This is a genomic window from Paenibacillus chitinolyticus NBRC 15660 (assembly GCF_000739915.1).
Taxonomy (GTDB): Bacteria; Bacillota; Bacilli; order Paenibacillales; family NBRC-103111; genus Paenibacillus_F; species Paenibacillus_F chitinolyticus.
Genome location: NZ_BBJT01000008.1, coordinates 45,305 through 65,060 on the forward strand (window position 1 = coordinate 45,305; position 19,756 = coordinate 65,060).

19 protein-coding genes are annotated in these 19,756 nt (G+C 48.5%); 4 read left to right on the plus strand and 15 right to left on the minus strand.

Going from position 1 to position 19,756, the window contains the following annotated elements; all coding sequences use genetic code 11:
* Positions 1–15 precede the first annotated feature (15 nt).
* From PCH01S_RS19185 to PCH01S_RS19200, 4 genes are all read right to left on the minus strand, one after another.
* On the minus strand, positions 16–840 hold the full coding sequence (locus PCH01S_RS19185) for a carbohydrate ABC transporter permease (protein ID WP_042232004.1): 825 nt from the start codon (positions 838–840) through the stop codon (positions 16–18).
* 57 nt (positions 841–897) lie between these two features.
* A complete protein-coding gene (locus tag PCH01S_RS19190) occupies positions 898–1,851 on the minus strand; it encodes a carbohydrate ABC transporter permease (protein WP_042232006.1) in 954 nt (317 codons plus the stop codon).
* Between the two features lie 33 nt (positions 1,852–1,884).
* The gene (locus tag PCH01S_RS19195) at positions 1,885–3,246 is read right to left on the minus strand and encodes an ABC transporter substrate-binding protein (RefSeq protein WP_042232009.1); all 1,362 of its coding nucleotides are present in this window, start codon (positions 3,244–3,246) and stop codon (positions 1,885–1,887) included.
* Between the two features lie 267 nt (positions 3,247–3,513).
* Positions 3,514–5,787, minus strand: a complete 2,274-nt coding sequence (locus PCH01S_RS19200) for an Ig-like domain-containing protein (protein WP_042232012.1) — start codon at positions 5,785–5,787, stop codon at positions 3,514–3,516.
* 237 nt (positions 5,788–6,024) lie between these two features.
* Between PCH01S_RS19200 and PCH01S_RS19205 the strand changes: the two genes are divergently transcribed.
* The 4 genes from PCH01S_RS19205 to PCH01S_RS19220 all read left to right on the plus strand — a co-directional run bounded on the left by PCH01S_RS19205 (position 6,025) and on the right by PCH01S_RS19220 (position 11,248).
* A complete protein-coding gene (locus tag PCH01S_RS19205) occupies positions 6,025–8,157 on the plus strand; it encodes a cache domain-containing sensor histidine kinase (RefSeq protein WP_042232015.1) in 2,133 nt (710 codons plus the stop codon).
* A gap of 18 nt (positions 8,158–8,175) precedes the next feature.
* Positions 8,176–9,234 (plus strand): helix-turn-helix domain-containing protein, encoded by a 1,059-nt coding sequence (locus PCH01S_RS19210; protein WP_042232016.1) that lies wholly within the window; start codon positions 8,176–8,178, stop codon positions 9,232–9,234.
* 236 nt (positions 9,235–9,470) lie between these two features.
* A complete protein-coding gene (locus PCH01S_RS19215; protein ID WP_241688880.1) occupies positions 9,471–10,499 on the plus strand; it encodes a YrpD family protein in 1,029 nt (342 codons plus the stop codon).
* A gap of 287 nt (positions 10,500–10,786) precedes the next feature.
* Entirely contained in the window at positions 10,787–11,248 is a 462-nt protein-coding gene (locus PCH01S_RS19220; protein ID WP_042232019.1) for a hypothetical protein, read from the plus strand.
* 156 nt (positions 11,249–11,404) lie between these two features.
* Here the strand turns inward: PCH01S_RS19220 and PCH01S_RS19225 are convergent, their stop codons facing one another.
* The 11 genes from PCH01S_RS19225 to PCH01S_RS31470 form a co-directional block, all read right to left on the minus strand.
* Positions 11,405–11,881, minus strand: coding sequence for an immunity protein YezG family protein (locus PCH01S_RS19225; protein ID WP_042232021.1), 477 nt, complete (start codon positions 11,879–11,881; stop codon positions 11,405–11,407).
* Positions 11,882–11,930: 49 nt separating this feature from the next.
* Positions 11,931–12,386, minus strand: coding sequence for a DUF6630 family protein (locus PCH01S_RS19230; protein WP_042232023.1), 456 nt, complete (start codon positions 12,384–12,386; stop codon positions 11,931–11,933).
* 31 nt (positions 12,387–12,417) lie between these two features.
* On the minus strand, positions 12,418–12,912 hold the full coding sequence (locus PCH01S_RS19235) for a hypothetical protein (RefSeq protein ID WP_206735005.1): 495 nt from the start codon (positions 12,910–12,912) through the stop codon (positions 12,418–12,420).
* A complete protein-coding gene (locus tag PCH01S_RS30560; protein ID WP_129112452.1) occupies positions 12,909–13,130 on the minus strand; it encodes a hypothetical protein in 222 nt (73 codons plus the stop codon). The genes PCH01S_RS19235 and PCH01S_RS30560 overlap by 4 nt, the downstream gene beginning before the upstream one ends.
* Before the next feature lie 443 nt (positions 13,131–13,573).
* Positions 13,574–14,230 (minus strand): hypothetical protein, encoded by a 657-nt coding sequence (locus PCH01S_RS19240; protein WP_042232025.1) that lies wholly within the window; start codon positions 14,228–14,230, stop codon positions 13,574–13,576.
* Positions 14,231–14,464: 234 nt separating this feature from the next.
* Complete coding sequence (locus PCH01S_RS19245; RefSeq protein WP_042232027.1) at positions 14,465–15,007, minus strand: DUF6560 family protein; 543 nt, start codon at positions 15,005–15,007, stop codon at positions 14,465–14,467.
* A 130-nt stretch (positions 15,008–15,137) separates the two neighbouring features.
* Positions 15,138–15,944 carry an SMI1/KNR4 family protein gene (locus PCH01S_RS19250; RefSeq protein WP_042232029.1) on the minus strand — a complete coding sequence of 269 codons (807 nt, stop codon included), beginning with the start codon at positions 15,942–15,944 and terminating at the stop codon, positions 15,138–15,140.
* A 276-nt stretch (positions 15,945–16,220) separates the two neighbouring features.
* A complete protein-coding gene (locus tag PCH01S_RS19255; protein WP_042232031.1) occupies positions 16,221–16,826 on the minus strand; it encodes a pentapeptide repeat-containing protein in 606 nt (201 codons plus the stop codon).
* Positions 16,827–16,849: 23 nt separating this feature from the next.
* Positions 16,850–17,626 carry a hypothetical protein gene (locus PCH01S_RS19260; protein WP_042232033.1) on the minus strand — a complete coding sequence of 259 codons (777 nt, stop codon included), beginning with the start codon at positions 17,624–17,626 and terminating at the stop codon, positions 16,850–16,852.
* A 35-nt stretch (positions 17,627–17,661) separates the two neighbouring features.
* The gene (locus PCH01S_RS31465; RefSeq protein ID WP_241688787.1) at positions 17,662–18,948 is read right to left on the minus strand and encodes a hypothetical protein; all 1,287 of its coding nucleotides are present in this window, start codon (positions 18,946–18,948) and stop codon (positions 17,662–17,664) included.
* Positions 18,909–19,568 (minus strand): hypothetical protein, encoded by a 660-nt coding sequence (locus PCH01S_RS31470; protein ID WP_241688786.1) that lies wholly within the window; start codon positions 19,566–19,568, stop codon positions 18,909–18,911. Before PCH01S_RS31470 ends, PCH01S_RS31465 begins: the two co-directional genes overlap by 40 nt.
* Positions 19,569–19,756: the final 188 nt, after the last annotated feature.

Below are 19,756 nucleotides of genomic sequence, written 5' to 3' on the forward strand. Positions count from 1 at the left end.
GAGTGCCGTCTCCTTTCACTTAATGCCCGAGGCACTGTGATTTTGAACGAAATACTTTTCCGCGAACAGGAATACGATCAGAATCGGAACTAGACTTAGCAGAGCGGCCGCAACCATCAACTGCTCGTTGCCGAACCATTGGCCGCCGAGCGAAAGAATCCCGATCGGAAGCGTAAACTTATCGTTCGAGGTCAAATAAATGACCGGCGTCAAAATTTCGTTCCATTTGCCCATAAACGTAAAGATCGCCAGCGTAGCCAAGGTCGGCCTCGCCATCGGCATGAAGATCCGCCAGTACACCTGGATCGGGTTGCACCCCTCCAGCTTCGCGGACTCCTCGTACTCCTTCGGAATGTTCATGAACGCCTGCCTCATCAGGAAAATGCCGAACGGCTGCGCGAGCCATTCGATTACCCAGAGCGGCGTCAGCGTATCGAGCAGATGCAGCTTATTGAAAATAATAAAATGCGGGATAATGATGACGACCGGCGGGATCATCATCGTTCCGAGCACCATGACGAACAGCGCGTTCTTGAGCGGAAACCGGAGTCTGGCGAACGCATAGCCGACCATGGAGCACGAGAGCAGCGCCCCTATCACCGACAGCAGGGCAACGGTAAAGCTGTTCAGCGTGTACCCGCCGATATTGCCCAGCTTCAATACCTCTGCGTAGTTCGACCATTGGAAAATTTCCGGTATCCATTTCGGAGGTACGGTCGTGTACTCTTTATACGTTTTGAGCGAGTTCATCAGAGCCGTCGCAAACGGGACGATCATCACCAGCGACGACAAAATAATGGCCGTGTAACGGAGAATCGTCGGCAGCCTTTTATGTTTCATACAAGGTTCTCCTTTCCGGCGGCGGAACCGCGCCAGAGTCCATTCCGCAACGCACGGTCAATCGTAGTGGACCCATTTTTTCTGCACCTTCATTTGAATCAGGGTAAGCGTGAACAGGATCATGAACAGCACCCAGGCGATAGCCGAGGCATAACCCATCCGCATGAAGGTGAAGCCCTCGCGGTACAGATACAGCATCAGGACGAGGCTCGAATTGTTCGGGCCGCCTGCGGAACTGATATCCCCGCCTCCCGTCAGAACGTACACCTGCTCGAAAGCCTGGAACGTGCTGATCGTGCTCAGAATCACGACCAGGAACGTGGTCGAAGAGATGAGCGGAAACGTAATCGACACAAATTTACGCAGTGTACCCGCTCCGTCTATTTCAGCCGCCTCGTACAAATCCTGGGGCACGCTCTGCAGACCGGCCAGATAAATGACCATGATGTAGCCGATCCCCTTCCAGACGGCGATCAGAACCAGCAGCGGGATCACGAGCTTCCCGTCCTGCAGCCAGCGCTGCGGATCGAGTCCCAGCGAAGCCAGAATCGAGTTGGCGAAGCCGAAACGGGAATTGAAGATGGCGTCCGACACATACAAAATGACCGTCCACGAAGAGATAACGGGGATGAAATGGGCCATCCGGAACAGCTTCAGCCCTTTCAGCTTCTGGTTCAGCACGACGGCCAGGACCAGCGCCAGAATTGTCTGGGCCGGCACGAACAGAATCGCGAAATACAGCGTGTTCCACAGCGATTTCCAGAAGAGAGTGTCTCCGAAAAGACGCCCGTAGTTGTCCAGTCCCGTCCATTTCGGCGGGTTCATCATGTCGTACTGCGAGAAGCTGAAATAGAGCGAAGCGATAAGAGGCCCGGCAACAAATACGATAAAGTGAAGCAGGTAAGGGGAGACGAGCAGCAGTCCCCATTTCCCCTCCTGATCAAGTTTTCCGAGCTTTCTTGCCGGGGTCTGAGCTTTCGCATAGGCTTTGCCGCTTACGGTATCGTTCATAGAAAGCCCGACCTCCCTTCCGTAAATTGCGGTTTACTTCTTATAAAAATCATCCAGCACCTTCTGCACCGCCTTGTCGGCATCCGCCAGCGCGGCATCTATCGGGGCGTCTCCGAGGAAAGCCCGCTGCGCGTTCTCGTTGAACTTCCCGACCCACTCTTCCCATACGGCGTTGTTGTCGAGCGTCTTGGCGAAGTCCAGGCTCTCCAGGAACGCTTTCCGGTTAGCCGGCTTCTCGCCCGCTTTCAGGAACACGTCGGAATTCGCGACGGATTTCTTCACCGGAATCGCTTCGCCGAGCGCCGCCCATTCTTTCTGGACGTCGTCCTCCGTGGCCCAGTATTTGATCCATTCCCAGGCTGCCTGCGCCTTGGCGTCCGCCGACTTCTGGTTCACGACCCAGGAGTTTGCGATAACCGGCGACACCCGTTTGCCGTCGGGCCCTTTGGGCAGCAGCGTGACATCATAGTTCAGCTTCGCTTCGTTGGCGGCCAGCACGCGGGCGTAGATGCCGATGCGCATCGCCGCGGAGCCGCTCGGGAATACCGCCATGGAGCTCTGGAAGCTTTTCAGATCCGCCGGGTCGGTAATAATGCCCCTCTTCATGCCGTCCACCATCCACTCGAACGCCTGCTTGTTCTGCGGGGTGTTGATGATCGACTTCTGTGCCGTCTCGTCCAGCACGCCGCCCCCGTAGGATTTCATCACGGAGAACCAGCCTTCCGTAATGCTGAAGAAGGTCAGCCCGAACTGGTTGACGTTCTTCGGATCGAAGCCGGATTCGTCCGCCTTCTTGCCCTTGGCGTCAAGCGTAAGGAGAGCCGCATTCTTCTTCAAGTCCTCCCACGTCCAATTCTCATTGGGATAGGCTACACCGGCTTTGTCGAACAAATCCTTGTTATAGAAAAGCGCTCCCACCTGAATGCCCTGCGGCACGGCCCAGTACTTCCCTTTGGCGTCTTTGTTGAAATCCAGCCCGTAGTAGTCGTCCTTCTTCAAATCTTTGCCGATCCATTCGGTGAGGTCTTTAACCGCGCCCCGCTCGGCATATTTCATGACATAGACTCCGTCCGAGAGCCACACGTCCGGCGCCTGGCCGGCCGCGATCTGCGTATCGAGCTTCTGGTAAAACTGCCCGTAAGGCGCACTCTGGGTGTTCACTTTGATGTCCGGATGCTTCTTCATAAACTTATCGATCAGTTCTTTCATCTTCGCATCCGACTTCCCGTCGGAATAATAACCGAGCAGGATTTCGACCGGCTTGCCGCCGCCCTCCTGGGAACCGCCGCCCGCAGTCGTTCCCGTCGTTTCCGCTGTCCCTTTCGAGCAGCCTGCACCCACAACCGCCAGTGTCAGTGCAGATAGGAGTACGTTCGTCCAAATCTTTCTTCTCATCTCTCGTTCAGCCCCTTGTCTCTTCAAAATGAGGTTGTTCGTCTGGTCATTGACCACCGTCATATGACGCCAAGCATCGCCCGCAGGGAGCCGAGCGCGGCGTGTCATTCGCGCGTTGAAAGCATTTCTTACGAAGTCCGCTGCCCTCGCAGATGTGGTTCGTCGGTTCGACCGGCCTTCGGATCAGGCCGACCGCCGCAGAATGCCCCAACGCGCGCCTGCGGTTCACGCACGCCGCTTAACGCCGGAAGCCCGGAATGTCCGCCCCTACTCCTCCGCGCCGCCCCAGACGGCCGAAGCTTCACGCGGCTTATCGTAGGCATGCGCCCAGTAATAGCCGCCCGCCATCACCCGCCGGGGCGCGAAGCCGATCTCGCCGGAATCGGCCTGGACAAGCTCCGACACCGCGGTGAAAGTCCCGTCGGCGGCGGACCGGCCGTCCACGTACTTGCCGCCCATCCGGGTGAATCGCCCGTGGACCGCGGCCGCGACGGGCTCGCCCGTCCGCATGTCCGCCGTCTTCAGCCGGACCGTGGCTCTCGTGCCGTCGTACGTCACCTGCATGCCGTCCACGATCATCGGCTTCAGGCCGGTGACGCCCGTCTTCGCGGATACTTCCGGCGAGGCCGGACCCTCGTTGCCCGACGCGTCGACCGCCGCTACACGGTAGTAGTACACCGTGTCCGGCAGGAGACCGTCGTCCTTGAACGTCAGCCCGCGCGCGGTTCCGGCCAGCAGCTCTTCCGCGGGCTTGAATCCCCGGACCGTGCTCCGGTAGATCTTATAGCCCTCGACTTCCATGTTATCGGTAGCCCGGCCGTAGGTCAGATCGATCCGCTGGTAGTCGAAAGCGGCCGCTTGGGGCTTGCCTTTCACTCCCGAAGGAGGCCGGTTGTCGGCCGGCGGCTGCCAGAAGCGGGCGCCGGGACCCCAGGCGGAAGGCAGCGCGCGCAGCGTATCGTAGTGATGCAGCGCGATTCCGCCGAATGCGGCGTTCCCTTCGAACGCGGCGTACACTTTATCCAGCTCCCGCTCCATATAGGAGCGCCCTTCTTCGCTGAAGGAGATCGTTTCCGGATCGCCTCCGTCCGCGATGTCTTTGGTCTCTACGCCGAGGATGACGGAGTTCGGCTTTCCGATTTTATTGGCGTAATCAATCTCACCCTGCGCCTGCTGGATAATGCCGACACTTCCGTCGGCCTGGTCCCGGTAATCCATGATGGCGATATAGTCCGCCGTATCCTGGATATGCTCGGACAGCCATTTCGTCGAGCCGTTCCACGTGATGCTTTTCGCCGTGTCCGACGAGTCGTACCATCTCGGAATAGCGGGACCGACCGGCAGAGACAGGCCCGACGCCTCTTTGCGCTCCATCAGCGCAGCGAGCATATCGAGGTATTGAATCTGAACGTCCGGGTAGCCCGTTTTAAAATCCGGCAGCGAATACGGCTCCGTATCCACGTTTACTCCGTCAAACTGCTCCGCAGACTTGGAAGCCAGGTTATAATTCAGCACTTTCTCGAACTCCCGAAGCGCATCTTCCCTATACCTCGGATAAGTTCCGAAGTACGGCGGAACCGTTCCTCCCGCTATCAGTGCCTGCACGCGGTATCCTTGGGCATGAGCCCATCGCACGAAATCCCTTACTTCGGGCCTCTCGTCCTCCAGCATGTCCGCGCCCCCTAATTTGTCGACCCCGAGATAAAGCGTCGTAACGGGGTCCTGCCCGAACGTCTTCGTATCTTTCGCCATCGCATCCAGCACCTGGCGGGAACCCGGCGTCCGGATGAGGTTATAGGACGCGTTCTCCCAGATCCACATGGAGCGGTCCTGGCGGGGCAGCACGGTGACCGGCTTCGTTCCATCCCCTCCGCCCGTCTGAACGTAGGTCGTCAGGCTCCGGCCCGTATGGCCGCGGACGTCGGTTGCCCGGGCTTCGATGCTGTTCGTCCGGGTTCCCGCTTTCTTCGTGTCCCATTTGTAGGAATAGCCGTTTCCTTTCTTCTCGGCCCGCTTCCAGTTCCCCCCGTTTATGCGCACCTCCACGGACTTAACCGGACTCGCGCCGTAAACATTCACCGCTACGACGGCAGCGCCGCTCACCTTGTCGCGATCCGCCGGACTCGTGATCGTTACCTGCGGCACGCCCGCGGCCGGATTATGCACCGTCAGCCGGGTATAAGCCGACCAGGCATTGTACCGGGTCGCCGTATCCTTCCCCCTGGCGATCAGCTCGACTTCCCCGTCGTATGCGGTCGTATCCAGGTCATAATACCAGGTACCCGCATCATCTCCGTCAGGATCGTCCATGTGCGCATCCGCCACTTTTTGACCGTTGATCACCAGCTCGACTTCGTAAGCTCCCGCATAAGAGCCGCCGATTCTTACCGTACCGACCTCCAATCGGCCTCCGTCCCTGTGGGAATCTATCGTCAGCAGCGAAGCCGCATTCCCCCTGGACACCGGAAACGTCACTAAACCAAGCAGAAGAACCAGTGCGAAAAGAAAACCTTTTTTCCAGCCGTTCCATACGGATGTCACGGGATCAACCTCCTTGTCGGATTCATGTTCGTCTTACGGCCCCGGCAGGCGTGCAGCTTGTTTTGCGCTTACCGACAGGCGCTTTTTTAACGAGGCGATAAAAATAAAGCGTTTTCAATGTGTAGTTGTAGTATACGAGATGAAAAAGCGGCCCCGCATGGTTTTTTATTTACAATTGGTGTTTTTTTGCTACACTATTTTTAACTTGGACTATGAAAACGGAAAAGGGGTGTGACGATGAAGATCCGGAATTCTCAACGCAAAATCGTTTCGATCCACCGGCGGCTGTTTATTCTGATCATTTTTTTCATCGCTCTGCCCGTCTTGGTGATGGGCTGGCTCTGGTACGAATCGTCCACCCGCACGATCGAGCAGTCCGCCATTGAAACGAACCGGCGTTTTATCGAACAAACCGGTAAAAACCTGGATTTGTATATTAAAAACCTGGAAAACTCCACGTATCCCATCGTGACCAGTCCCTTGACCCAGCAGTTTCTGGCGCCCGCTCTGCCCTCCGCTTATCCCTACTACCAGCTTACGGAAAAGGTCGAAAACGATCTGTTCGCGCAAATGATCTACGGGCGCTCCGACATTGTCGGCATTTCCCTGGTCGGCAAAAACAGCCTGCAGATCACCGATTTCAGCGAGGCGAAAGAAATTCTGGATATGAACACGATCCGCAGCCGCAACGCGGACCTGCTGAAAAGGCTGGACACTCTCGGCAATTTCGAGATCCTCGGTTTAAACCGAGTCGGCTCGAGCCCCGTTCTGACCGTCGCGCGCAAGCTGCACAGCAGCTCGACCTATTTGTACGAGGGACTGCTGATCGTCGATCTTAATCTGGAGCAGATCGAAAATATATGCAAAGACGAATCGCAAGGAAGCTTCAGCACCTGGATTTCCTCCGCAGACGGAGAGCTTGTCTATCATCCGGACGCCTGGAAGATCGGAACGCGCATTTCCGGGGAACAGTTGATGCAGATTCAGGGAGGGGAACCCGCTTCCGCTTCTGCTTCCTTCCGGACGGGTGCGCCTCAGGGGGAGGAACTCGTCATTTATGAAACTTCCCGGGTGACCGATTGGATCGTCGGGGCCAACATTCCGATGAAGACCATTATCGGGGATCTGATCCGCCTGCGGAACATCTCTCTTGCGGCTGCGCTGCTGTTATTCATGATTGCGCTTTCAATTGTGGGCGGCTACTCACTCTCCATCACACGCTCCCTGACTTATTTGCAGCGATTGATGGCAAAGGTCGAGAACGGCGACTTTAATGTCCGGCTTACCTCCACACGGGAGCGCAAGGACGAGATCGGGCTTGTGTTCCGCAGCTTTTCCAAAATGGTCAGTGAGCTGAACCGGCTTGTGAGGGAGGTTCATTCTTCCAAGCTGAAAGAGCAGGAGCTCATTATCAAGCAGAAAGAATCGGCCCTGCAATCCATGCAAGCGCATATCAACCCTCATTTTCTGTATAATTCGCTGGAAATCATCAATTCTCATGCGATCCTCGAAAATAACCGCAGCATCAGCAAAATGACGGCGGCCTTGGCGCATATTTTCCGCTACAACACGGGAAACACCGGGCCTCTCGTATCGCTCGGCGAGGAAACGGCGCATATCCGCTCCTATCTGGAGATCCAGACTTCCCGCTTCCGCAATCTCCAGGTAGAGATTGACGTCGAGGAACCGTGTGGCCGTACCGTCCCGGCCGTCCGGCTGACGCTGCAGCCCCTGGTGGAAAACGCGTTTATTCACGGCTACCGCGACAAAAAGCCTACGTATATCGGCATTATCGGCAAGGCCCGCGAAACGTACTACGCCGTCGAAATATCCGACCACGGCAGGGGAATGAGCGCGGATGCGGCCGGGAGGCTGACCTCGTTGCTTGCCGGTGTCACCGGGGATGTGCCGTCGGAACAGGGCGGCACCGCTTCGGTTGGTCCGGGCGAAGCTCCGTCGGCCGTACCCGGCCGTGCCTCTGCGGCTGTCGCGGATCTTTCGAAAGCGAGCCTTGAAGCCGTTGCGGCTTCCGCCGGCCGGGGAGCGGGCGCCTCCGCCGGGAACGGCCCCGGAGCAGCCCCCGCACCCGTGAACGATCCGGTGGTGCCGCAGAGACCCGCCGCCGGGAGCGCTCCGGCTCCGGAGCCTTTGCGCGGACCGGGAACGCCGCAGCAGCCTGCCGCCGGAAGGACATGGCCGGATGCGGCCGGAACGCAGCCGGACGACGGCGCGCGCCAAGGCGGAATCGGCCTGCTCAATGTGCACCAGCGCATCCGGCTTACGTTCGGGAAGGAATACGGAGTCTTCCTCCTCTCTTCCTCTCCCGGCGCCGGAACCTGTTTCGAGATTCGACTGCCGTACACCAACTAACTTCAGGGAGGTCTTGCCATGTACCGGATGATGATTGTCGACGACGAATACATGATACATTTGAGCGTCCGCAAAATGGTGGAAACGTCCGGATTGGACATTATCATCGCGGGCGAAGCGGAGGACGGAGAGGAAGCGCTTCGGCTGCTCGGGAGCTGTTCCCCGGACATCGTCCTGACGGATATCCGCATGCCCGAACTGGACGGGCTCTCCTTCATCGAAGCGGCGAAAAAACGGAATGAACGGACCCAGTTCATTATTTTGTCGGGCTACAGCGACTTCGAATACGCCCGGCAGGCGATCCGCTTCGGGGTTTCGGATTTTCTGCTGAAGCCCGTCGATCCCGACCAGTTCCGCGAAGCGCTCGGACGGGTGTACGATCAGCTCGCTAGCAGCGAGACGAAGCTGTCCCGCCAGCATGAGTGGCTGCTGACGCTGCAGGGGCTGAGCGGGGAGCTGCTGGAGCAGATCTGGGCCGCCAGCGAGGACAAAGCGCAGCTTCTGGCCGGGGAGGCGCTCCGGCATTACATGAGCTCGGGCCCGGCCGAGCTCAGCCCCCCGCAGTTTGCCCACCATTTTACGGGCATGCTGGAGGCGGAGCTGGGCAAACGGGATTTCCGGTTTGCCCGCCCTTACGCAGACCGTGAATGGCCGGGCCATGCGGCGGATCTCGGGGAGGCCCTGCGCGATGCCTTGAGCGGCATGATCCGTGAAATCAAGGGGACCCGCAACCTCGGGTCCCGGCAGAACATCCACCGGGCGATGCAGTACATGCAGGAGCACTTTGCCCGCGAAGATCTCTCGCTGAGCGAGGTGGCGGAGGCCATCGGCATGTCCGATGCGTATCTGAGCCGCACGTTCAAGGAGGAGACGAACGTGAACTTCGTGAAGTACCTCATCCGGCTGCGGATGGAGAAAGCCAGGGACCTCCTGGAGCATACGGACTGTCCGACGACGGATACCGCGTACCAGGTCGGCTTCTCCGACTACTCCCATTTCAGCAAAACATTCAAAAAAACGTACGGGCTTACGCCTTCCGAGCTTAGGAAACAAAGCCGGCAGCATCCGAACGGATAGTCCCGCATAAACAGAAGCCGCAAACGGACCCTACCGCTTGCGGTTTTTTTGCATGGTGATCAAGCGGGGGGAACCAAAACAGAAGGCCCATTTTCTGGTATTTTGGTTACTTTTTATGGTAGTTTAATTATTACTTTTTAACTAATTAGATGAAATTATTTACATTTTTACTAGAAGTGTTAAGCTTTTTTTGTAAGAACCAAAAAACTATAAAGGATGTGTGCCGTTTGAAGAAAATGAAGACCGCTCTCGCTTCCAGTCTCACTCTGCTGTCCCTTGTAGTCTCTCTCGCCCCTGTGTCCGCTTCGTCAAATAACCGGGAGCTGGAGAAAGAAGTCGCCGCCGGAATTACCGGCCAGGAGCGTCAGATCATGCTCGACGTCATGAAGAACCTTCCCAAAGCAGAGCGCGAAAATGTCATTTACATCGACGACAACGGGCAAATTCATGCCAACAAGACTGAATTGAAAGATGTTTTCGGCAAAGCGGCGGTATCGGAAGAGAATACCGTAACCGTCGGCAACAATGAAACCTTTACCCTGCCGACAAGCACCGACTCGCCGGCACTGAACAAGAACGCTTCCGTTACCCCGCTGGCGGGTTATGCCTGTGGAGAAGCGGGCGGCCCGTACAGACGCGTTTTCTCGAATCCCGGTTATTCCTGGTGGTCCGGCAATGTATACCTGCCTTCCAGCACCAACAATGAAGTCTACGTGAACAACGCTTCTTCCAACGATACTCCTTACATTTATACGGGCGGACACGCCAGCAACGGAGCCTCCGAAGTCGATGCCGGATTCCAGTACAGCAAAACTTACAACAACTGGGCCCACTCGATCTTTACCGGCGGTGTCTACTACCATAACAACTCGTTCCGGTTCAAGGCCGGACAAAATCTTACGTTCAAATTCTACGTACCGGCAGACGGACAAGTCGCTCTATATGCCGCAGGTATCCGGTATGACACGAATGTGGCGGACAACTACACCGTTGTAACCAATGCGTCCGGCTGGAAAAAAAGCGGTACCGGCAACGAGCTCAAACGGATCACGGCCATCGCGAGCAACGCCTCCAAGCCTTACAACACCGGTACCTATCTGAAAAACGTTAAATGGTCGAATTCCATGATCGGCACCAGCTCGACCAGCAATCATCAATGGCTCGCGGCAGATACGGGCGGCTACTGCACCTATCCGAACTCCACCCAGGTCAGCGTGAACTATGTCAACGCGGGTGAAGAAACCGTCAGCATCAACATGAACTAGCCGGGGCTGCTTTCCATTCCGTTCATCCGTTCATTCCCGTATTCGTTCCATGAACTCATCCCTTTGGACGGGGCTCAAGAAAGATACCGGCCCTCTGTACGAAACCACAAAAGGTATATCCCCCATAGAGGAGGATATACCTTTTGTGGTTTCCCCGAGCAGATGAAAAATTATTTCTCTATTTGAGACCATCATGCGTATCCCAGTAGAATACCGCCCTCCTTATTCCCATATAGTGTAAACGCAACCTGATTTTAAATCCCACTAAAAACAGAGGAGATGAGTTGATGAGAGTAAAAAAATGGGTGCTTGGTTTAATGACAGCCGCCCTGCTGTCGTTAACGCTGTTAATCAGCGGAGCAGCCGCAGCGCCGGTAACGAGTGTGCACAGTATCTGGTCTACGAAACCTATTCAGGTCATAGACAACGGTACCGCTTACAAAGCTAAGGCGGGAAATGTCATCATCAGTTGGACGAATGAGCCCCTGTCCTCGGGTGACAGCGGATTCTTCAACGCTATCGTTCAAGCCAATGGAAGCCAGTATGAGTTCCGGCTCGTCTCGTTCGGTTCCAGCACAAACGATGAGATTGTAGGCAAATTCGACATTTACAAAAATTCCACCCTGGTCGCCTCCGTGGCCGGAACCGCTTACGGATTGAGCCAGCCGGTCGGAAGCTATTTCAAGTTCTACGACACGACCCAGCAGTGGCATGTCTCGGCTTATATTACGAGCCGGTTCGATTATTAATAGCTTGGTGAGAAAGGGGGTTGTATAAACCCAGACCCCCGTCATCGGAACAAGGACTGCCATGTAAAAAGGTACATTCCCCTTCATTTTAAGGGAGATGTACCTTTTTTTAGATCGCGACATCCTGATAACCGACTTCCGGTACTTGTTCATTTATTAAACGTAGCCTTCAAATTCCCTCATTTTATCCATTTTAATTCTATCCGTTTCATCTTGTGGAACAGTATTCAGGTACTTGCTTTCCCAATATTCCAACCTGTCTGAAGGACCAAAATTGGATTCTCTCCATTTTGTATAATCGTATTCTATATTTAGTTTGCCTTCAGATGTAAGCTTCATGGTTATTGAAAACCAAGGCTCTTGTCCATTTTCCAAAAACAGATTCTTCAGATCATTGGTGACTTCAAACAATTTAGCCTCTAATTGATCATATTCATCTTTAACATCGTATCTATTTGGAATATCAAGAGAATAAATATATTCACTCCCATTCTTTGGCCTGAAGAAAAAGAAAACCCCTCCTTCTCCGTTTTCCACCTCACCATTAAAATAAAAATCCTCCCAGTCTTCCGGTATCAATTGATTGATTGTTTCTGCTATCTCTCTATATAAATCATTCATCTGCTGTTCCATCCTGCTAACCTCCCGGTTGCCATTTGTCCAATCAACAGCGGTCCTCATTTTAGAAATAATACTGAACATATCTTTCCTTTGAAGGAATTCTTTCATCATGCAGCAGATCCACTTGCAGCAATTTAGTTTTATTCTCTAGCTTGGCAATGAAAAGCGCATAAAAGTCACCAGAGGTCGGATAGGAAAATAACCCGTATCCTCTTTTCGATATAATTTTATTAGCTTCCTTTATCTTGTCAGGTAACAATTCATATTCAAACTCTCCAAGCACCTCAAGTTCTTCTTGTGAAGCTAGTTCAATGTTACGAGCGAATTCATAATCTAACATATAATCCACGATCTCACGGTCATCCTCACCTTTATAATCAAGATAGAGAAATTTCTTCGTAGACAGCCCATAATTTAATATACACTCGTGTATATCGAATGCCTCCGGGTCGCCTAAAATCGCTTCTACATCTTTCCTATCATCAAATATGAGCCGTACAATATCTTTATTCGACATGCTGGTATCCTCCGTAAAATTATTGGAACAATTATCCGTGTTTATTGTTATTGTCAAGCTGCAGTTCCATTGAATCCCTTTCAGCACCATATCCACTCTTATAATTAATCAATCCTTTACTGCTTTCCCATATAAACGATTCATAATATCCAGTAGAAACTTGATTATTGAATGAGTGATATTCTCGTTTATCTCCATTTACTTCAAGATAGTGATGCCATCCTGGTTCATTTTTGCTTAAAGTATCTTTTATTTCTTGCTCCTGACAAACAATGACACTACCACTTGGCAATTCTTCACTTGATTTTAGCTTAATAAGATTATCTTTTGTTGGTTCTATTTTATATATTTTATCTTTCTGAACATAAAAATATCCTAAACTTAACCGCTCATTAGGAACACTTTCTATAGGATCAAGCTTCAACTCATATAATTTACCATATTTAAGATTATCCACTACATTAATTTTCAATATCACATCTTTTTCAACAATATCATCAAATAGAAATTGTCCTTTATATTTCAACTGTGAGACACCGTTTTTAAAGAAAAATGAGTTACCAATAGTCTCTTCATTAGTATTTTAGTGTTATTAGAACCATCCACTTGATTATTATTTGAATTAGCTTGTATTAATGGCTGCACATTATTTGCATTGCTGCCTTGATTCGAATAATTTGGAGATTTCGCACAGCCAGAAACCAAAACAATTCCAAGGGCTATAATTATTGAGATATTTTTCATTATGGTTCTCCTCAAACTAATTTTTTACTTATAATACACTGAGATACAGAATACCCGTTGATCGAGAATTCTGTATTTCATGTCAAAGTTTTAATACCAAACAAAATTCTTCAGCTTCTTCGTTGTTAGCGATTGAAATAGAGCCTCTCCAATTATAATATCCTAATCCATTGTATGTTTCAGCAAATGCCATCATCGCAGCCATATCATTAGAATCTGAAGTTAAACTATATTTGTCCCTGAGTGATTGCTTTTCTAACAATGCATCTACAGCAGCATCGGTAAAGTTATCAAAATTTTTCCCTACTGGTACATGCGTTGTTGGTTGTCCAAGCTTTTTTCTCCTCGTATATTTTTTTGAAGTTGTAAAGCTATATTAGACAACAAAAAAAGCAGTAACTGGGTTACCAATTACCGCATAGCGATGTCAAACAATTTATGTACTATATTATTACAACTATTTTATTTTCTACGATGTTTCTAAAATTCGAATAATTTCTCATCATATTATTACCGTATGCACTTACAGCCTTATTGCCATTTATCATACTCTCATAATTTTCTTTAAATTCTTTTTTTATCGACTCGTCTAAACTAGCATAGTATCTTTTAGTGGCTTCTTCGGCTAACTCACGTGAACCATACGTTAAGATAAAACTAATATCAACCACATAACCATTCGGAGGATAAAATCCTCTCACAGCAACTTGTTTAACAAAGTTATCCAGATCATTCATACAGCATTCTACAATCGGTATGAATACACTATCTAACCAATTAGTGAATTCTTTAACGGTACGTTCCCAATTTTCCTCATTTGCGATATTCCAATATAATTGACCACTTGGAACATTGCATCGACGGGTATTAATATGAAATATTTTATCTTTCGATTTTAATGGGATAATTGCACATTCACCATAAAATGCTACGTTTTTATCGGATATATTATTCCAACTTGTATAAAAAAACACCTTGTACATGAAATTTTTATCTTTTTTTGTCATCCAATGACCTGACTTAGAATATTTCCATCCACTAGCCGTATACTTTCCAGATATTAAACTGCATACGTTATCAAACGCTTCGTTTGCTTTCATATTTACACCTCAGTCTAAATAGTCTGCAATCATTAAAGAGGGTCAATCATGGTAATATACGACCATAATCAATCTGTTCGGTGCAACGAAAGAGCGTTATTTAACACTCCTCCAAACAACACCCCTTTCAAAAACTTCTTATCTGTTCGCTGAAGACTAGGTGGAAACAAAGAAAAACAGGGCAATCATAGCAGTAACTCACCATAACCGACCTGTATATTTTTATTGAAGAGATTACTGGTAAGAATTTATTACACGTATTCGTTCAGAGATTATTGCCGACGCATGGGCAACCCTCTCCGAACCTAATTTTCGAGATAAATGCTTTACGAAATCATGAATACCTCGATTTTCAAGCGTGACTGTTATAGACTTTTTGTTCGATCTGATAACAATGGCTCCACCGTAAAGCGTAGTGCTCTCAACTCTAGTAATATCGGCAAAACGTATTGTTTTCTTTCCATACCATTTGTATGTACGGATTGTCTCTTCATTTATAACCATCTTAGAGATCGCCGCTCCAATCGAACAGAATCCAAGAATCAGCGCAAACATTCCACATGCGGCAACTGCTTCTTCTTTTATCTTGGGATCAAAAAGCAATACAACTGTAACGGCAACAAAGACTAAAGCTAATAGAAAGACTCCCCATTTGATAAACCAGTGAGGGGAAATCACCATCTCCCCATTTCGATTTATTTTGGCCGGTTTTAGGCAGGATGCCCACATTCTTATTTTCATCTTATGTGAAAGCTTCTGAACCAAATTGTGTTCCAATATGATTTCTCCATTTCAAAATTTGTTGATTGGATAGCATTACTGTGTGTACAGACAAAATGACGAAATCTTTATACAGGTATTACATGGGTTATAGGATGAAACTTTGCATATACGCACGGTGAAAGCTTTAATTGTTTTTATTAACATATAATTCAGCTAGTAAGGTTTCGCCAATATTGTCGATTTGTTTATCTAAATCACCTGCTACAAACCCACGCAAAGAATTATTTCTACTATCGATGTAAAAGCTAATGCCGTCTTTAAAACCTATGTGATGGGTTAGGTCACTAAACCATGCTCTTTGAAAATCATATGTTTTTGAAAATTTATCAATTATGCCAAAAACATCCGATTCATTGTGCTTCTTTATTGCTTCTTTAAGCATGTTAGGTGTTCCAGCAAAGATTATACACTTATCATAATTTAATCTTTCGTATTTACTAAACGCACATTGAAATAAGAATTTTTCAAAGTTATCTGCAAAATAACTTACAAACTGGCTATCCTCATCAGTCATAACAATCTGAGGATTATCAGTTTGGGTAAAATCAAATGATAGTTGACCATAAAATGATTCAGTTTGAAAAAAATGTATATATTTATCACTTAAAGTGTCTGGTGCTTCCTCATGTATCCCTTCATAAGAATTAATTATCTCAGAAATTGAAGCATATCCTGGAAGTTGAGTTTTTAGTAAACCCTTATCATCCTGCCCCATATAATTTAAATAAATCTCATATTCTTTAGGAAAATGATAGTTATATTTATTAATTTGAGTTAGATTTTTTAGCGTATCTATGTCCTCTTTTTTTGCTGGTTCTATTTCATTTACCCATTTCTCATCAAATCTTGATATATATTTTGATAATCGTTCAAAAAGATTTGTACAATCTCCTATGGGTGGGATGTGATTACTTTTTATTGGCATTTGCATATTTCATGTACTCCTCTGAAACAGTATCCATATCTGTTATTTACTTGGGTTATCATGTGCAGTATTTACTACTTTTGACCTACCGCGTTTTGTGCTTCTACAGTAGTCTCTGGAGTTCTAGGTGGGTATGAAGCCACGTAACCCGTCCCCTAAGTTTAATCCTTTATTGCGGAGTAAAAAGATGATAGTCGGTTTCACCAACTATCATCCTACTATTCAATCATTATGATGTTTTATGAGAGTAGACACGTAGTGATATTTGTTCAGCATACATATCTAAAGTTTACTTTTGACTATTTCCATGACTCCTTCATCAAATATTGCCCCATCTATTAAAGCACCAGTCCAAACTACACCATCAAGCATGGTATTTCTAAAATCTGCTTCTTCGAAATTCCCCTCTGTGAGGGTTGCACCTGTAAGATCTGCATTAGAAAAACTTGCTTGTTGAGCATTTATTCTGGATAAATTCGCATTTTTAAATGATGCGTTACTAAACGATGATCCAACTACTTCCCCACCAGAAAAGTCAACTTCATCAAAGCAAGTTCCTCTGCACATACTTATATTAATCTTGGCTCCTTTTAAAATAGCTTTATAAAGGTTCGCTCCATTTAGAACACAATCTCCCATATCTATCTTCTCTAAGTTACTGTTGCTGAAATCAGTTTCTTCAAAATCACAATCAAGAAAGGAAGCTCTTATTAATGATGATGCTCTAAGATTTACTCTTACCGCCTGAATACAGTCTCCCATTACCTCAGATAAGTCAGTATAAGCTAAATCTACACCGCTCATCTCTAATCCATAAATAACTTCCTTATTTATTTTATAACTATCCAATATTTTCAAGATATTACTTCGATCCTGTTGCCCGGTCATTTTAACCACTTCCCATCTGCACTTTATCTATTGAGATAGTTTTGCCAAGCGGCACTAGGACTAAACGTTGCGCCCATCCGGTTATTGGAAAATTTCGGAACAGCTATTGCGCCAGAGGTTTCTAAATACTTCATTACTTGCAACCACTTGTTAAGTAATTCACTAGAATCAGCTTCCCATGGCTTCTCAATTACATCCATACAAATTCCTTCCCAATCCAACTCAGATACATGACCAGGTGAATTTTTCAAATACTCTCTTCCAAACAGTTCAAGAATATCATTACTAAAATAAGTTCGAGACCCTACCCCCAAAGGACCGTTCTGCAGAAACTCCACTGGTACTGGTTGTGAACACAAATTCATCCATATTTGATTACGTTCATTTTCAGTATTCCAAGGATATGTTGTTGGCCAAAATATATTAGTAATTCCGTAACGAGGTTTTGCAATATTTGATATTTTGTCAGATATCTCAAAAACCATCGACCAATGTTTTTTAGAAAGGGATTTATGGAAATTAAAATATAAAAATGATCGATTACTGAGATTCACATGAAAATAACCAGAATATTTGATAGACTTATCTCGATGAAGATGAATTTCTGTTATTCTTCCTTCTTTAACTTTCTCAATAATTTCATTTCGATTATACTCGACCTTAATCCGTTCATCATTTCCCCAGTGGGTAGGAACAAGCTTTTCATCTGACTCAAAAACATCTAAAATTCGACCTAACACCTCTTCACTACTAAAAGATACTGTTGGATACATTTCAATTAAAAATAAATTTGGTGTCATTTCTATCCTCCGCTCAAAGAAATCAATCACATGAATCAGGGATCTACCCAGTAACCTCCACCTTGAATGCTTTCATCCACTTTCCAAATACGGGTAATCTTACCGCTTTCAGGATCGACATAATAAACCGTGCTCTCTTTTCCCAATGGCGCACTAGGTCTCGGTCTAGGAGGAATTGCATCTAAATTAGGGCTATCACTTGAAATAGTCACAATATGCTTACCATTGCCCGCCTCAAGCATTTCTCTTTCAGCCCGCATTTGACTATCATTATAAACAACTTGATCTTCGGAACTGGATTTGTGTTTATGGTCATGGATAAGATCAATTTCACCTTTTTCGTTTCGTGCAATACTATCCGGACGAGTAAGATGTCCTTCACTTGATTCGAAAGTAAGTACTTCACCAGTATTATTATCTTTCAATTCTCTACCTAATTGCTTTTCGAGTGCATTTCTACCTGCAATCTCCTGTTCTATTCCATTTGCTCTGTTCTTTCTTAATTGTTCAGTTAATTCATCCCACTTTTTACGAGAAACCGGCTTTTCACCCTTGTCTAGCTTTTCTTCACAATAACGCTCATACCGAGCATCATCGGCTGCTTTCAGATCTCCTCGTGCGTTCGCTTCATCAATTTTTTGTCGATAATACTTTTTCCTATCTAGAGGTAGTCCTTCACCGCTAGTTTTACCCGTCCCCCCAGTTCCCCCGCCACCAACCGCACGAGTCACAGCCTTAGAAGAACTTTGTAGGACGTTCGCACTGTTTGTAGTGGATTTCCCAAACTGATTGCCTATTTGATTGGCAAGCAACGGTGGACCATCAAAAGCCAATTCATAACCGAACCTTGGCATCTGGACACTATTCTTAAACTTCTGGCCCAGTTCTTTGCCCATTTGGCCTAAATCGGCAATGTCCTTGGTTAATCTGTTGACGGATTTATTCAGGGTTCCGGTTACAGAACTCGCTATACTTTGGGCAAATTGCTGGGTTTCCTTCATGTAGCCCTTGCCCAAACTCGTACCCCAATCATTTAAATTCCCTACAAATTTTCCAAAACCTTCTCCTATTTTGCCAAATCCGTCCGCTATCCACTTAGGAGCTATTTTAGTGGCTCCCTGGGAGATATATTCGCCTATCGTCTTCTGGGCTATCTTGGCATCCAGCAGACCTGCCGTACCAAACCCGACTCCCGCAGTGAACAGCACTTGTCCCCAACTGAATCCCGGATCGCCGTCAGTAAGTTGACTGACGATACTTTCGGCGGCGCCTGAGACGCCCCCTACAACCATCTTGCCCAGTATCGGGGCGCCTGCGCCCAATGGTCCGAATACGGCTCCGGATACGGCTCCGATAACGGATTCTCGAAAAGCATCCGCCGCATAATCTCCAAAGTCACTGACTTCCCCGCGCGAGATATCCGAGATGGCCTTAGCCGCCACTGCCGCTGTTCCGGCGGTGGCGGCGGTGGCGGCGTCTCCTTCTGCGGCTCATCGTTGTACGCCGGGTACGCAGTCTGGTCCCTTCCCTCCGCGAGTACGTTCTCGCTGAGGAAGTGGTACTCGCCTTCAATGGCAAATCCGCTCTGCGCCGCCAGCTTCTTCGCCATCAACTGGCTCGTTGCCTTGATCACGATCCGTTTGGGCGTATACAGCGAGATGTCCTCTCCGGCATTCAGCGTCAGCTTCTTATGGCTCGTAATGGTGACGCCGCTCGCATCGTCAAAGCTCAGCTTCAGCGGCTCTTTGCTGCCGCCTGCCACGTTGACGGCCGTCGGCGTCAGCTCGACTTCGCTTCCGTGCTCCGTGCCGAAATACCGGTTGCTCGGATTGCCCGTCTTGGCGCAGCTGTCTCCGTTCTTGCGCACGCAGTCGAGCACTTTCGCATTGCTGTAGCTGTCGTCGGGCAAATACAGGCTCGCATCGGTGCCGGCCTTCGGCATGCAGTATTATGAGAAAACGAAATAACAAAAAAACAGGTCAATCATGGTGGTATCTAACCATAATTGATCTGTTCAATGTAACAGAGTAACTTAGGGTATAAACTTCAAGCAATGTGAGTACAAACAAAATGACGAAATCTTTATAAAAATTTGACTTGAGTTATGTCTCTTGGACCCAGCCTCCACCT

Coding starts and splice junctions, on each gene's coding strand:
- PCH01S_RS19185 (WP_042232004.1), bottom strand. CDS start 840: ATGAAACATAAAAGGCTGCCGACGATTCTCCGTTACACGGCCATTATT.
- PCH01S_RS19190 (WP_042232006.1), bottom strand. CDS start 1,851: ATGAACGATACCGTAAGCGGCAAAGCCTATGCGAAAGCTCAGACCCCG.
- PCH01S_RS19195 (WP_042232009.1), bottom strand. CDS start 3,246: ATGAGAAGAAAGATTTGGACGAACGTACTCCTATCTGCACTGACACTG.
- PCH01S_RS19205 (WP_042232015.1), top strand. CDS start 6,025: ATGAAGATCCGGAATTCTCAACGCAAAATCGTTTCGATCCACCGGCGG.
- PCH01S_RS19210 (WP_042232016.1), top strand. CDS start 8,176: ATGTACCGGATGATGATTGTCGACGACGAATACATGATACATTTGAGC.
- PCH01S_RS19215 (WP_241688880.1), top strand. CDS start 9,471: ATGAAGACCGCTCTCGCTTCCAGTCTCACTCTGCTGTCCCTTGTAGTC.
- PCH01S_RS19220 (WP_042232019.1), top strand. CDS start 10,787: ATGAGAGTAAAAAAATGGGTGCTTGGTTTAATGACAGCCGCCCTGCTG.
- PCH01S_RS19225 (WP_042232021.1), bottom strand. CDS start 11,881: ATGGAACAGCAGATGAATGATTTATATAGAGAGATAGCAGAAACAATC.
- PCH01S_RS19230 (WP_042232023.1), bottom strand. CDS start 12,386: ATGTCGAATAAAGATATTGTACGGCTCATATTTGATGATAGGAAAGAT.
- PCH01S_RS30560 (WP_129112452.1), bottom strand. CDS start 13,130: ATGAAAAATATCTCAATAATTATAGCCCTTGGAATTGTTTTGGTTTCT.
- PCH01S_RS19240 (WP_042232025.1), bottom strand. CDS start 14,230: ATGAAAGCAAACGAAGCGTTTGATAACGTATGCAGTTTAATATCTGGA.
- PCH01S_RS19250 (WP_042232029.1), bottom strand. CDS start 15,944: ATGCAAATGCCAATAAAAAGTAATCACATCCCACCCATAGGAGATTGT.
- PCH01S_RS19255 (WP_042232031.1), bottom strand. CDS start 16,826: ATGACCGGGCAACAGGATCGAAGTAATATCTTGAAAATATTGGATAGT.
- PCH01S_RS19260 (WP_042232033.1), bottom strand. CDS start 17,626: ATGACACCAAATTTATTTTTAATTGAAATGTATCCAACAGTATCTTTT.
- PCH01S_RS31470 (WP_241688786.1), bottom strand. CDS start 19,568: ATGCCGAAGGCCGGCACCGATGCGAGCCTGTATTTGCCCGACGACAGC.